Consider the following 14,111-nt stretch of genomic DNA (forward strand, 5'->3'; position numbering starts at 1 on the left):
ATGAAACCCAAGGTTGTGATAACCCATAAGATCCATGACAGTGTTCTGGATGAACTTGCCCAAGATTGCGAGCTGGTCACCAACCAATCCGGCGCCACGTTGCCCCAGGAGGAAGTGGCTGCGCGCGTTGCAGACGCTGATGCGATGATGGCGTTCATGCCAGACCGAGTTGGAGTGGAGTTCCTACAGGGGTGTCCGCGCTTGAAGGTGATTGGTGCAGCCCTGAAAGGCTATGACAACTTTGATGTGGATGCCTGCACGCGTCATGGGGTTTGGCTGACATTTGTACCGGATTTGCTAACCGTGCCTACTGCAGAGCTAACGGTCGGGCTGACGATCAGTCTCACCCGACAAGTCAAGGCGGCGGACCACTTCGTTCGATCCGGTGAATTTACTGGCTGGACACCACGCTTCTATGGGCAGGGGATCGAAGGCTCACGGATTGGTATTGTGGGTATGGGGGCCATCGGCCAAGCGGTGGCGCAGCGCCTGAACGGATGGGGAGCGGATTTAATCTATTCCCAGCCGGAACGTTTACCCGTGCAGCATGAGCAGGCACTGGGTTTGTCCCATACTCCCCTCAAGATGCTGCTGGCCCAGTCAGATATTGTGATCCTGGCACTGGCGCTCAATGAGCAAACCCTCCACACCATTAATCGCGAAACGCTAACAGGAATGAAACCGGGCGCATTCCTTATCAATCCCTGCCGTGGATCTGTGGTGGATGAGGGTAGTGTTCTGCAAGCGCTTCAATCCGGTCAGTTGGGGGGGTACGCCGCTGATGTGTTTGAGATGGAAGATTGGGCGAGAGAAGATCGTCCGAGGGAGATCGCCCAGGGGCTCAGGGCCCACCCCAACACGCTGTTTACTGCTCACATCGGATCGGCAGTCAGCCAGGTGCGTCTGGCTATCGAGCAACGCGCTGCTCGGAACATTCTGCAAGTGCTTCGGGGTGAGCGGCCGGGTGATGCGATCAATGATCCCAGTGGCCGCGAGAGCGGCCCATGCTGAATCTTGTCTGGCTGAAGAGTTTCGTGGCGGTGCTGGACCACAACGGGTTTCAGGCCGCAGCCCGCCAGTTGGACATCGCACAACCCACACTGTCCCAGCACCTTCAAAAACTCGAAAACCAACTTGGCGTTTTATTGGTCCACAGGGGGCGCTCTGGCTGTGAGCCAACCCGGGCTGCCTTAACCTTGTTGCCTTTTGCCCGAAGTCTGCTCCGGCTGGAGGAGCAGGCGAGATCTTCCATTATGGAGGCTCGACTTCGCGTTGGGGCGAGCTCCAATATTGGGATTTATATGCTCCAGCCCTACATCCGTCGTTACAAGGAGCTGGGCGTAGGGCCCGAGGTGGATGTGGTAATAGATTCCAATCCGACTATTGCACGGCATTTATCGGACGGTGAGCTGGACGTGGCGATTATGGAGTGGTGGCATGATCTACCCGGATTCCATGCTCAGGCGTGGCGTAACGAGCCCGTTGTTCTAATCGTTCCGCCTGGTCACCCGTTAGCCCGTCGAACCGATATCGACCGCGATACGCTGTCTAACATGGCTCTGATCGGCGGCGAACCCGGCACCGGCACTGGCCGGCTTTTGGCGACCTACTTCGGTGAGCATGGGCCATTTCCGACGGTATCTATGCAGCTGGGTAGCACCGAAGCCGTCAAGCAAGCGGTTAAGGTCGGACTTGGCGCATCGTTGGTGCTTGAAAGTTCTGTACGGGAGGAGGTCCAAAATGGAAGTCTGGTGGCTATTCCCGTGAGTGAGCCTGGCCTTAGCAAGGAGCTGATGGTGATTTATCCGAGCAGCCTGGACAAACACAGGCCAGTATACTCGTTTGTTGGGCATCTCTGTGAATAGCTATTGGGTCCACCTCACGCATATCTAGCTGGGAATGCAGATACTGAGCCTCACGCTCACTTCGACAACGCAGTATTCCGTCATCTGCATATCGGCAGAATGGGATATCCGGATGACGAACGGTCAGCCAACGATCCAATGCATAATGCAGAAACAGGTTTGCCAGAACTGGCGATAACGGGCCACCTTGTGGTGTGCCAACGTTCCGTCGTTCCTGCTTACCATCTTTCGTCTGCATCGGTGCCGTTAGCCAGCGCCTCACATACAGCAGCACCCAGGATTCAGAGCAATGGTGGTCAAGAGCCTTGAGCAATAGCTCATGATCAATATGATCAAACAAGCCACGGATGTCATACTCCAGCACCCAGTCCCTTTCCCAGCACCGCTTTCGCGTGATCACAAGCGCATCATGCGCGGATTTCCCGCACCGATACCCGTACGAGTCCACATGAAAGACAGGTTCCAGGATAGGTTCCAGCGTCATAGTAACCACAGTTTACGCTATACGATCGCTAACCGTGGGTACCCCGAGCAATCTTTCTCCTCCACTTTTCTTCGGAATTGGAACTGCTTTGACGGACGGTGGGAAATAGCTGCCGGAGGACATCCGATTCCAAATTAGATAGAGGTTCTTACTCAAGTCTCGATCAAAGTCCTGAATCGTCTGGCCATCTACACCGGCCGCACCTCGATTTGATTTAACGCGCTGATACGCCTTCCATACCTGGCGCTTGGAATTTTTTTCTCTAATTGCGGAAATACCGAAATTAGATAAAACACAGCACGCCCCTCAGTTAGTAATATGGCTGCCCGATATCCCGGAATGATTATGAAGCGGAGATTGGTGTTGGCTTCATTTATGTTTTTTGATGCGCCTTAATAGAATGATGGTACCAATTCAGCCGAAGGCGAAACTGGAAATGAATACAACGGCAAAGCAGGCCGTCAGCCTGCTTTGCGTCTGCGTGAAGATAGGAATTAGTGCCCCTGCCCTCCAGCAGCGCCATGCACGCCCTCTATATAGTGAATGTAATTGACGTAGTCAGCGACAAAGGCACGCCCCTTATCGCTGCTTTGATCAGCCATGGCCCTTGCACGCTGAGCCTCATGATAACGCTCACGAATACCGTTCTCGATCTTGCGGGTTATATTTGCCACGAGGCGATCAATTTGCCCGTTTTCCAACGCCGCATCCGCCGCCATTAAACCCGGATCAATCTGTCCGGAAGGCTTGATGCCGGTAAAGGGTGCGCCTTCGGAGGCACGATGAACCTCAACGAGCGTCGAGAACAGATGCTGATCGGCAATGTTTTTCGCAGTTTCGCTTTGCCCGCGGACTTGGCGCACATCGGCGAATACCCTTTTGATTTCGGCCTCATCCTTTGCCGGCACCCATTTGAGCAAGGGCTTAACATTGCCTGACTCCAGTGCCGCACGGGCTTCGGTAATCACGGGACCGTCCAGAGCATCACAATGAGCTTGGGCGCTACCGGCAAACATCAGGCTGAAGATTGCTGCGGCCACTGCGGGAACAGCGGTTTTGCGTAATTTGGTTTTCATACATGACCTCTTCATATTGCGTTGAGCTTCACGAGCACCGGGTTTGGTGTCGCTTGGCAATCAGAGTACGGAAGGGAGGTCAAAGAAGCGTTCTCAGGTACGAAACCGAACCGATTCCATGGTTTGGAAATAAAATATATAATTCAAAAGGATAGAGGTTTCAGTATCGGGTGAGAGCGTACTCGAACGCCGGGTAGCCAGGTTCAGGATCGTGGCTAGGGTCGGATATCGCCCTGCAGGGCTCGTCGGCGATATTCACTGGGGGTAAATCCTGTCTCTTTCTTGAAAGCAGTGTTGAATACGGACTTCGAGTTGAAGCCAGAGTCATACATAGTTTGCAGAATATTTGCCTGATTGGCTGCATCGGCCAGGCGCGATTTCGCCTCGTCGATGCGATAGCGACTGACGAACTCAAAGAAATTGCAGCCAAAGCCTTGGTTAATGGCCCGTGAAACCTCTCTTGAAGGGGCGCCCAATTTCCGTGAAAGTTGTTCCAGGGTCAGGTTGGGGTGCAAGTGGGGCTTTTCCTGGTGCATTAACTGTTGGAGCCTGACCTTTAAAGTTTGATCAAACTGCGGCGTGGGCTCTTCTTCCAGCAAGGCGGCCTGGTCTGCTGCCAATCCAGAGAAAACAACGGGTTGGCGAAGAGAGTTTATCATCAGAAAATTGATGAAAATGAAGCCCGTTACAGCGCCAGCGCCGGCCACCCACTCGGTTCCAGGCACGCTTCTAAACACATGCGCTGTAAGGCAGTACATCATGCTCACGGTCCAAGCCACTGCATAGCCGATCAGAAGCGTCCGTAACCACGCAAGTTGTTTGTTTTCAATACTCGAGAAAATCTGTCGAATACCAAGGCCGAAACGGTTAATCGCACGAATCGTCGCGTACAGGTAGCCCAGAAAGACCGCGTGAATAGCGACTGCAAGAAGGGGAGAGGTAAGTACGCCCGGGTGGTCCCGTTCAAGCAGAATCTGAACTTTGGTCTCGCTTGGCTGTAAATAATATTCAATCAGAAAAATTGCGCCGACCACCCAGAAGAGCAACGTGTGCACGAGATGCTTCCCGCGTAACTGGAAATTCTGATACATCAGCGATTGCGCATATAGATAGAGCGAGCCGGCTTGTAGAAGTCCGATGAGTGTTCCGAGGTAGGCGAAGTTTGGGTACTGGAGCGCAAGCCCGCTGCCATAGAGGAAGATCTCTCCCAGCCCGGCGGCGAAGAACACCAGAGTGGCAACCAGGAGTCGGTTAGATATGAGCCCACTGTTGGATGGAAGTAGGAGAAAAACGGCAAGAGCCAGCGATTGAATGATGCTCGTCAGCAGCACAATGTCGGTGAGTGTCAGATACATGCCAGATTCAGCTCCGCTTCAAAACCATCCTGCCGTCCTGTTGCCGGCGATCTGAGATGCAGGGTCATGCCGGCACCTTTAGCAATCGCATCGGCAATCGCGAGGCCCAGGCCAGAACCTGCAGCGTCCGTTTTGGCGCGTGCAAACCGGTTTCTTAAAAGAGCGAGCTGTTCCGGTGGCACTCTTGCACCGCCATTGCAGACCCTTAAAACCCCATTATCGTTCAGGTTGATCTTCACCGGCTCGCTACGGGAACCATGCTTAAGGGCATTCTCGATCAGGTTACGCACCAGGATGGCGAAGGCATCGGGATCAAGAAAGGAGTTCACTTCGCGCTCCGGCAGGGATAAAACAACTCGCCCGGGTGCCTGGGCCTCAAAATCCCGGGCAATCATCGCGAGGATGGGCACAAGATCCTGCTGACTTTGTGAGAGTGCACCGCCACCTTCTGCTTTTGCCAACTCGAGCAGTTTTCCGGACAGCACCGAGAGACTGCGTAACGCTTCTTCAATTTCTGCAACATCATTCTTGAGATAATCATCGGGCATTCTGGTTTTCAGCCGCTGCACTTTGGCGAGTGCTGTTGCGAGAGGTGTCCGCAGTTCATGGGCACTGTTGGCGGTAAAGCTCCGTTCCGATTCAAGTGCACGGTGTAATCGCTCAAGCAGTCGGTTGACGGCAATAGCGATTGGTTCGAATTCACGGGGTAAGTGCTTTTCTACAACAGGGGACAGATCTCCCGCGCCGCGGGATTCAATGTCTTGCTGAAAATCGACCACCTTGCGAAGGGAAAGCCGGACAATCCACCAGACACCCACCAGGCTGACCGGAATCAAAACCATTAAAGGCATCAGTAAGGCCAAACCCGCCTCCAGGGCGGATTCACGCCGGTGCGCCAAGGGTTCGGCCACTTCAAGATAGATGGTATTACTGACTGCAGATACGCCATATAGCCGGTGGGTCAGAGTGTCTGAAAACCCTTCCGCGGGGATTGTACTAAACACGCCAGGGTCTGCATCGTGGGACTGGAGCAGAATATTTCCGTGTTCATCCCGTACCAGATAAGTCAGATATTCGTCATGGTCTTTCAGGGCTGGGGCCTTTTGATTGCCCGCTCCGTTCTCCCGGTTCAGGATGTCGGTGACCGCCAGTGGCAGTATTCGCTGGGCGGTTTCTTCCAGGGCACTGTCGAAGACCTCGTTCATTTCGTGCTGCGCCACCAGTCCCGAAGCGGTCACGCCCAGCAGCCAGAGGAGGGTGACGCCGAGCGTCAGGCCGATACCGAGTGTTTTTTGCAGACTGGTTCTAATGGCCATGTGTTTCCAGGCGATAGCCCATTCCCCTGACGGTTACGATGGCGTCCCGCCCCAGCTTTTTACGCAGACGGCTGACATAAACTTCGATGGTGTTACTTTCGATTTCGGCCCCGAAAGCGTATAGACGATCCTCCAGTTGCGATCGCGATAACAGCATTCCGGGTCGCTGGATAAAGCCCTCAAACAATGCCCACTCCCGTGCCGTAAGTTCTACCGGCAGGCCGTTGCGACTGATGCGGTGATCGCCAAGATCAATCATCAGCTCGCCCACTTGTATGATCGGGCTTGGATTGCCGCGATATCGGCGAGCCACCGCGGCCACGCGGGCCGACAACTCCGAAAGATCAAAGGGTTTGACCAGGTAGTCGTCAGCACCGGCATTCAATCCTTCAATCCGGTCAGACACCTGATCCCTGGCGGTCAGAATGATCACCGGTGTTGTTATTCCGGTAGCCCGGATCGTTCGCAAAAAGCCGAAGCCATGGCCGTCGGGCAGCATCAGGTCCAGCAGAATCAGGTCGTAGGCTGTGGTCCTGATACTCGCCTCAGCAAAGCGCAGAGTTTGCACCCAGTCCACGGCGTGGCCGTCGTCCGCAATCTGATCCCGGACCGCCTCGCCCAATCCCGCCGTATCCTCCACCAAAAGAACCCGCATTGTTCACCTCTGACCCAGCCCTGAAATCAAGATACTACAGCTCGAACCTGACAACAGCCTGAATGGTCAATAACGCTTCGATCTCTCTTCACCGACCTTCAGCTGGCTGTCAGGTTTGGGCGCTAGCCTTCGGGGGAATATTCCAGGTACCGATCGCAGGAGATGTGATGATGCGGATGATTTTTCCTTTCGTTGTGTTGGTTTTGGGCCTATGGGCCTGGAACCTCTTTGCAGGTCCTGGGGCCGGTTCTCCCTGGGCAGTCTATGACCAGAGCCTGCTGCTCAGTGGGCTGTTATCCATTGCTCTGATGTCACTAGCCATGATGTTGGCACTGCGCCCAGCCTGGTTGGAGAGACCGCTGGGCGGGTTGGATCAGATCTATCGCACCCACAAATGGGCGGGCATTCTGGCAGTGGTATTCGCCGCCGCCCATTGGCTGATTGAAATGGGTGACGATGTAATAGAGTCGGTGTTCGGAAAAGCCGGCAAGCTGCACGATCAGGATTATTCCGGGTTCATCGACACCATGCGCGATGCGGCGGAAGAGGTAGGGGAGTTCGCCATCTATCTGCTGTTCGCCATGCTGCTGATCACCTTGTTGCGCAAGTTCCCCTACAAATACTGGCGCTATTTGCATCGCGGCATGCCGGTGCTTTATCTGTTGCTCGCTTTCCACGCGGCGTGGCTTACTCCGCTGCAATGGTGGCAGCAGCCAATCGGTGTGCTGATGGCCATTTTGCTCTTTGGCGGCAGCATCGCCAGCGGGCTATCCCTGACCGGCAGAGTTGGTCGTCGTCGCCAGGTTCGCGGCATGGTCACCGCGATCAAAACACCAGACCGGGACGTCACCGAAGTTACCTGCCACATGGGGCCGGCATGGCCCGGTCACCGTGCGGGGCAATTCGCCTTTGTGACCTTCGACCGACTAGAGGGCGCGCACCCGTTCACGATTGCCAGTGCCGATAGGGAAAATGGCACGGTTACGTTCATCATTAAATCGCTCGGCGACTTCACCCGCAATCTGAGCCAAAAAATCAGCGTGGGGCAAACCGTAAATATAGAAGGCCCTTACGGCTGTTTTAACTTCGATCGCCGCAACCGCAAATCCCACCAGATCTGGATAGCCGGTGGCATCGGGATCACGCCGTTTCTGGCCTGGCTCGAAGCTCTAAGCAGCGCCACCGACGCCACCGTGCCTGAAGCCGATCTGCATTACTGCACGCGCAACGCCGGCCAGGATCCCATGGTGGATCGACTTCGGGCGCTTTGCGATGGCTTTCCCGGGATACACCTCGAGATTCATGACAGCAGCAAGGGGCAGAGGTTGTCTGCCGAGACGTTGTCTACCAACGGACGCTCGGCAGCAGGCGCAGAGGTCTGGTTCTGCGGCCCGGCAGGGCTGGGGGAAGCCATTAGAAACGGCTTGCGGGCAGCACCCTTCCGCCTGACTCGCTTCCATAAAGAAGCTTTTCAGTTCCGCTGAAATGGCCTCGTTTGTTCAGGTCGTTGTCAGGTTAGCGCCTTAGAGTGGATTTAACACAACCAGCAGGAGAGACACCATGAAGACCAAACCCATTATTCTGAGCCTGTCTTTGTTACTTCTGAGCGGTACCGCAGTGGCCGATGACGACTGCGATGATCCGGTGGCGAGTTGGCAGCCCCGTGAAAATCTGCGTGAAAAGCTGGAAGCCGAAGGCTGGACAGTTCACCGAATAAAGGTTGACGACGGTTGTTATGAAGTCCGGGGCCTCGATGCCGATGGGGTCAGGGCAGAAGCCTCTTTCGCGCCCGCTTCATTGACCATGATGAAATGGGAGCGTGAAGACAGTGACGATGAGGAGAGGGACCGCGGCAACAGGAAAAATGGACAGGACAATCCCAAAAGTCAGGCGCCACGCAACGGCATCGTCAAGGGGCGTCCCACGGTTACCGTTGAGTAACTCAGCGAATTTGCCCTGTTCCTTTAACGTTCATCAGGTTTTTGGAGACCATTTATGAAAACGTTTGTTCTCACTTGCAGCCTTTTCGCCGCCTTGGCTTTACCGGTATTCGCCCAGGCCCGTGACGTGACCTTCACTACGGAACTACAGAATTACGGCGGCGATGGAGCCTATCTGGCGCTGTATCTTACCGATGCCGCCGGAGAGTATCAGGGTACCCTTTGGGTTTCCGGGAAGAAATCTAAATACTACAAACACCTGGGAGGCTGGGCCCGGGGCAGTGGGCTTGATCCTGCAGAGTATGACGGCTTGACTGGCGCCAGTGTTACCAGTGGCCGCACGCTGAAAGTGACTCTGAACCTCGATGATTCGCTGATCGACAACGGCTATGAGGTTCGAGTCGACTCTGCTGTTGAAGATATGCGCGATATCAGAGCCGATGTGATAGCCCCCCTGACCACCGAAGGGTCCGGAAAGCCGGTTTCAGGACGTGGTTACGTGCGCGCTCTGACCTACGAGCTTCAATAATTCACCAGGAGCATCGACTATTATGTTGCGCAAGTTCCACAGTTTACCGGGTTTGCTTGCAGGCGTGTTCCTGATCGTTCTCTCGGTCACGGGAGCTGTGTTGGCTTTGGCTCCGACGCTGGATAGAGTGTCAGCGGTCATTCCGGCTTCCGGTGAAGTCAGTATTGCCGAGCTGGCAGACCGGGTCGTTGCTCACTATCCCGGGACTGAGCAGATCGTGCGAGAGCCTTCTGGCAAGGTCATTGTCTATTACAGCCGTGACGGCCAGGCCGGTGCGGATCTGGTGAATCCGGTAACAGGTGAGGGCACCGCACCCTACGAACCTTCCGCATTTTTTGGCTGGGTCAAGGACCTGCACCGTGCGTTTATGCTGGATGATGCCGGTAGAGCGCTGGCCGGCGTATTAGCTGCTTTGATGGTACTTCTGTGTCTTTCGGGAATATTGTTGATAGCCCGGCGTACCGGGGGTTGGAAGAATATACTAAGACCGCTTTCCGGCTCAGGCGGGAAACGAATCCATGCCGAGCTGGCCCGGTTTGCCGTGCTCGGCCTACTGTTATCCGCACTGACCGGTAGCTATATGTCGGCACAGCGCTTTGGTTTGCTGCCGGAAGCGCCTGACACAGGGCCAGGGTTTCCGGCTGAGGTCTCGGGCGGGCAACCATCGCCTGTGGGCACCTTAAAAGCGCTAGGCAATTTCGATCTTGGCGAACTCCGGGAACTGGTGTTTCCCTATCCCGGTGATCCGCAGGACGTCTATTCGCTGTCAACCGCCGGCGGCTCCGGATTCGTGGACCAGGCTACGGGCGAGTTGCTGCAGTTCCAGCCGCGCTCTGACAGCGGCGTATTGCAGGACTGGATTGTACGTTTGCACACCGGTGAAGGCCTATGGTGGCTTGGCCTGATTCTTGGCGCTGCGGCACTGACTGTGCCAGCTCTCTCGATAACAGGTGCAACCATCTGGTGGCAGCGTCGCCGGTCTTCAGGGCAGCTTCCTGACAACGCCGATGCCGCTCAGGCGGATACAATTATTCTGGTCGGCTCCGAAGGTAATGCCACCTGGGGATTTGCCCAGGAACTCCATAGCAGCCTGAATAAGGCCGGTTTCCGCGTGCATTGCAGCGAGATGAATGCCCTGGCTAAGCAGTATCCGCAGGCTTCCAGGCTGTTCGTGCTGACTTCGACATACGGTGATGGTGATGCACCCGCATCGGCCCGGCAGTTTATGGCCAGGCTCAAAGAATTCCGGGCTGAGAAGAACCTGCGATACACGGTACTGGGTTTTGGTGACCGGCAGTTTCCGAACTTCTGTCAGTTTGCCTTGTCGGTGGATGCTGCGCTCGCCGGTAAAGGCGTCAGCCGTTTGCACGCCATTGAACTGATTGATCGGTGTTCTGCCTCGCAATTCAGTGAGTGGGGAAACCGGGTTGGTGAGGTTATCGGTACTCCGCTTTTCTTGAACTACTGTGCATTGCAGCCAGCAACGGTCAAACTGGAACTGGTAGAAAGGGCGGATTACGGGATTGCGGTTCAGGCGCCCACCAGTATCTTCCGGTTCAAACCGGCGGAGCAGGGCGGATGGCTAACGGCTTCTCCAAGAAGATTTAAAGCGCTGCCACCGTTCGAGGCGGGAGACCTTTTGGGGGTTATTCCCCCACACGGTCAACCCCCGCGGTTCTACTCGCTCGCGTCCTCGGCAAATGACGAAATTGTTGAGATATGCGTCCGTAAGCAGGCCGGCGGTCTTTGCTCCGGTTATTTGCATGACCTCAAGCCGGGTGATTGTATCGATGGCTTCATCCGCCCCAATCCAGGCTTTCGGCCAGCTACCGGTAACCGACCAGTGATTCTTGTCGGTGCAGGTGCCGGGATTGGTCCGTTAACCGGTTTCATCAGAAACAATACCAGTTGCAACCCTATGTATCTGTACTGGGGCGGTCGCGATGCCAGGTCAGATTTTCTCTACCAACCTGAGCTTGGGCGCTATCTTGAGGATCATCGACTGAGCGGGCTGAACACAGCCTTCTCAAGAACAGACGAGCGCGCCTACGTGCAGGATAAGCTCAAACAGGATGAATTAGCCGTGCGACAGATGGTTAACACCGGTGCGCAGATACTGGTCTGTGGTGGCCGGGATATGGCGGCGGCTGTGCGGCAGGTTATAGAAGACATTATCAAACCCTTGCACATCGATATTGAAACTCTGAGAGGCCAGGGACGTTATCTTGAAGATGTATATTGACAGATAAAGTGACAAGGTCGAACTGAGCCTATAATCCCAAAGCACCAAATCGCGTCCTGAACAGGAAGCTGAAAGATGCCATCCACAGAAAATGAAAGACTGCTCAGCGAGCACCAGCCTAATGCCGTTCGTGCACGGCTTGCTGGTCCCGTTAAGGCCTCGACGCTACCAGATGCTGTGCTTGGCGGCATCGATGGCTGCGTTACAACGTTTGCGGTTGTATCGGGTGCGTTCGGCGCAGGTTTCTCGCCACAGGTTGCGTTGGTACTCGGCTTTGCAAACCTGATTGCAGACGGCTTCAGCATGGCGGTAAGTAATTACGAAGCGGGCCAGGCGCAGTTGAATCAGATCAAATTTGCTGAACGCACAGAACGTGAACATATCCGTGCTGTGCCAGAAGGTGAACGTGAGGAAATTCGCCAGCTGTTTCAGGCGAAGGGATTCGACGGCGAATTGCTGGAGCAAGTAGTGGAGGCTATCAGTCGTAATCCCGATGTGTGGGTAGCAACCATGTTGCGAGAAGAGTACGGACTCTCGGGTGCCGGACTCAGCCCACGCCGAGCCGCGTTGACTACCTTCGCCGCATTTTTGTCGGTTGGTGCTTTACCTTTACTGCCTTATGCCATCCCGGGTATGGAGAGTCAGATTCAGTTCCTGACGAGTCTTGGTTTGGCAGGCGTCGTCTTCTTGGGTATCGGAATGCTTAAAAGTATCGTCTATGGCTTACCAGCAATGCGATCAGGACTCCGGACTTTGATCATGGGTACGGCCGCAGCGGGGCTGGCGTTTGCTACTGGGCATTTTGCGCAGGGGTTATTGGGGGGTTAGTTCTTCAGCGGTGAATAGACAATTTAACATAATATTCCCCTAAGAGCTGATATTCATTCGCGTACCCGCTATTGGAATTAACGGCGGATTTCTCGCTCTGTTCGCCCAATGAGTGTAGTTGCAGAATTGAATTTTTAAAGCACAACTCATGCTGAAATGAAAATTATTTAGCAAGGGCCAGTCGTCGACTAATTACTGCGCAACTTTATGAATTGTGGAAAAAATGGTGTCGATATCATTGATGCCAAAGGCTTAGCGTACAATTTTTTCCGTTTCGTGAACTGACCCCAGAATGTTCGCTTTGCGACCAGCACCTAAACAAAAGCGAACATTCGAAACAGGGCTTTCTTCCAGAGTCTCTACGCTAAACACGGCTGACACTTTGTGGACACGTTGGGGCCGGCGATTTGCGGAACGAATCGATAAGAACCGTGACCAGCCAGGTATTCATCAGTGTGGTAAACAAGGCGAGCGCGTCACTGTCACAGAGCTGAAACACTAATGTAGTAATATCGTGATTCTGAAAATGGAATTAGCGGTAACCTTGAGTTTAGGTGCAGGGAAGTAGTTGTAGTTTCTCGATAATCACGTGGCATCTAAATGAAATGGTTACTTCTGGCGTTCGCTATTGGCACTTTGGCCACTCAGGCCAATGCAGCATCAGAGCCAGAGCCACTTCTCGTACTAGCTCCCTACCTCCCGGCAACATCAGAACAGGGGCCGGCTGGGCGCGATATCGAGATATTCGCTGCAGTCATGGATCGATGTGACATAGATGTTCACTTTCATTTCTACCCCTTCAAACGGCACCTCCGGAATTTCACTCATGAGGGGCTGGGCGATGCGGTAATGACCGTGCCTCCCGATATGGACACGCCAAGTTTTGAAAGCACTCCCTACGTGTATTATCAGAATGGCGCCGCCGTTTTGGAGTCCACGAACATCAAGCCTTACCATCTTCGCTATTTAAAAGGGCTGCGTGTTGTTTCCTTTGCCGGTGCGTCCCAATTGCTGGGTATTGAATCTCACATTGAGTCTTTTGCCTCATATTCCGAGTTTGCAGACCAGCGCATCCACTCGCGAATGCTCTTTCTGAATCGCGTGGATGTGGTGCTTGCGGATGGTCTTATCTTTGCGGAGATTAACCACCGTTTGCGCGCGGACCGAACCTATGCGGATAAGGCTGATTTGCACCAGAAAGTGATGTTCATTCCGATTTTTGCCCCGACGCCCTATAGAGCCTCGTTTCGTAAAAAAGAACACCGTGATGCATTCAATGCGTGCTTCAGTGAGCTTGAAGCAGAAGGCGTTGTCCGAGCAATCAACGTACGACACATTGAAAAATATCGGGATACGGTCGGCTACGGTTATCTGGGCTACTAGGCAACCGAATGCAGGCTATTTCAGATCAATTTTTAAGACCAAAATCAACTTGAGACACATCAAAATAGCCGATTAAATTGAGCATAGAATAAACAGCCAGATAAGTGCTGTCCCTTACCCAGTAAAGAGGTGCCCCATGAGTTCCGATTGGATTGAAACCACCTTGTCTCTCAAAAAAGACCAGATACTCCGGGAGGTCGAGCCTGAAGTCGATGAATCGCGCCAGATAGACCCTAGTAAAACGTCCTACGAAATGTGCACAGAGAACGGCGAGGTTGTTGGCTTTATCAAAACCTGGGAAGAATCGGATGGTTATGCTGGCTATGTCCATTTCGACTCTGCGGGAAACGTCATTGACTGGAAGGTCATGAGGGAAAGGCGCAAGGTCTCTTAGGGAACGTAGCCTGAAATTCGTTTGTAACGTTAGAACCCTATAGT

At 54.1% G+C, this 14,111-nt stretch carries 14 protein-coding genes; 8 read left to right on the plus strand and 6 right to left on the minus strand.

The window, feature by feature from the left end:
* Together OZ656_RS01785 and OZ656_RS01790 are read left to right on the plus strand one after the other, a co-directional pair.
* Positions 1-1,011, plus strand: coding sequence for a phosphonate dehydrogenase (locus OZ656_RS01785; RefSeq protein WP_011783502.1), 1,011 nt, complete (start codon positions 1-3; stop codon positions 1,009-1,011).
* Positions 1,005-1,865, plus strand: coding sequence for a LysR family transcriptional regulator (locus OZ656_RS01790; protein WP_011783503.1), 861 nt, complete (start codon positions 1,005-1,007; stop codon positions 1,863-1,865). Before OZ656_RS01785 ends, OZ656_RS01790 begins: the two co-directional genes overlap by 7 nt.
* On the opposite strand, the gene OZ656_RS01795 is transcribed toward OZ656_RS01790, so the two are convergent.
* From OZ656_RS01795 to OZ656_RS01815, 5 genes are all read right to left on the minus strand, one after another.
* Positions 1,780-2,349, minus strand: coding sequence for a reverse transcriptase domain-containing protein (locus tag OZ656_RS01795; protein WP_081432065.1), 570 nt, complete (start codon positions 2,347-2,349; stop codon positions 1,780-1,782). The two genes, OZ656_RS01790 and OZ656_RS01795, sit on opposite strands and share 86 nt — an antisense overlap.
* A 494-nt stretch (positions 2,350-2,843) precedes the next feature.
* Complete coding sequence (locus OZ656_RS01800) at positions 2,844-3,425, minus strand: DUF6448 family protein (protein ID WP_011784782.1); 582 nt, start codon at positions 3,423-3,425, stop codon at positions 2,844-2,846.
* Between the two features lie 215 nt (positions 3,426-3,640).
* Positions 3,641-4,780, minus strand: coding sequence for an AraC family transcriptional regulator (locus tag OZ656_RS01805; protein ID WP_011784783.1), 1,140 nt, complete (start codon positions 4,778-4,780; stop codon positions 3,641-3,643).
* Positions 4,771-6,096: an ATP-binding protein gene (locus tag OZ656_RS01810; RefSeq protein ID WP_023009203.1), complete on the minus strand. Its 1,326-nt coding sequence runs from the start codon at positions 6,094-6,096 to the stop codon at positions 4,771-4,773. Before OZ656_RS01810 ends, OZ656_RS01805 begins: the two co-directional genes overlap by 10 nt.
* Positions 6,086-6,751, minus strand: a complete 666-nt coding sequence (locus OZ656_RS01815) for a response regulator transcription factor (protein ID WP_011784785.1) — start codon at positions 6,749-6,751, stop codon at positions 6,086-6,088. Before OZ656_RS01815 ends, OZ656_RS01810 begins: the two co-directional genes overlap by 11 nt.
* A 167-nt stretch (positions 6,752-6,918) precedes the next feature.
* Between OZ656_RS01815 and OZ656_RS01820 the strand changes: the two genes are divergently transcribed.
* The 6 genes from OZ656_RS01820 (at position 6,919) to OZ656_RS01845 (ending at position 13,673) form a co-directional block, all read left to right on the plus strand.
* On the plus strand, positions 6,919-8,235 hold the full coding sequence (locus tag OZ656_RS01820; protein ID WP_011784786.1) for a ferric reductase-like transmembrane domain-containing protein: 1,317 nt from the start codon (positions 6,919-6,921) through the stop codon (positions 8,233-8,235).
* Between the two features lie 76 nt (positions 8,236-8,311).
* Positions 8,312-8,692: a PepSY domain-containing protein gene (locus tag OZ656_RS01825; RefSeq protein WP_011784787.1), complete on the plus strand. Its 381-nt coding sequence runs from the start codon at positions 8,312-8,314 to the stop codon at positions 8,690-8,692.
* Between the two features lie 54 nt (positions 8,693-8,746).
* Positions 8,747-9,220, plus strand: a complete 474-nt coding sequence (locus tag OZ656_RS01830) for a DUF2271 domain-containing protein (RefSeq protein ID WP_011784788.1) — start codon at positions 8,747-8,749, stop codon at positions 9,218-9,220.
* Between the two features lie 22 nt (positions 9,221-9,242).
* The gene (locus tag OZ656_RS01835; protein WP_011784789.1) at positions 9,243-11,462 is read left to right on the plus strand and encodes a PepSY domain-containing protein; all 2,220 of its coding nucleotides are present in this window, start codon (positions 9,243-9,245) and stop codon (positions 11,460-11,462) included.
* A gap of 75 nt (positions 11,463-11,537) precedes the next feature.
* Positions 11,538-12,290 (plus strand): VIT1/CCC1 transporter family protein, encoded by a 753-nt coding sequence (locus OZ656_RS01840; RefSeq protein ID WP_011784790.1) that lies wholly within the window; start codon positions 11,538-11,540, stop codon positions 12,288-12,290.
* Between the two features lie 600 nt (positions 12,291-12,890).
* Positions 12,891-13,673 (plus strand): transporter substrate-binding domain-containing protein, encoded by a 783-nt coding sequence (locus OZ656_RS01845; RefSeq protein WP_068351453.1) that lies wholly within the window; start codon positions 12,891-12,893, stop codon positions 13,671-13,673.
* Positions 13,674-13,698: 25 nt separating this feature from the next.
* Here OZ656_RS01845 and OZ656_RS01850 read toward each other — a convergent pair whose 3' ends face one another.
* Positions 13,699-14,004: a hypothetical protein gene (locus OZ656_RS01850; protein ID WP_156509990.1), complete on the minus strand. Its 306-nt coding sequence runs from the start codon at positions 14,002-14,004 to the stop codon at positions 13,699-13,701.
* Positions 14,005-14,111: the final 107 nt, after the last annotated feature.

This window comes from Marinobacter sp. LM1, from assembly GCF_042763285.1.
Taxonomy (GTDB): domain Bacteria; phylum Pseudomonadota; class Gammaproteobacteria; order Pseudomonadales; family Oleiphilaceae; genus Marinobacter; species Marinobacter nauticus.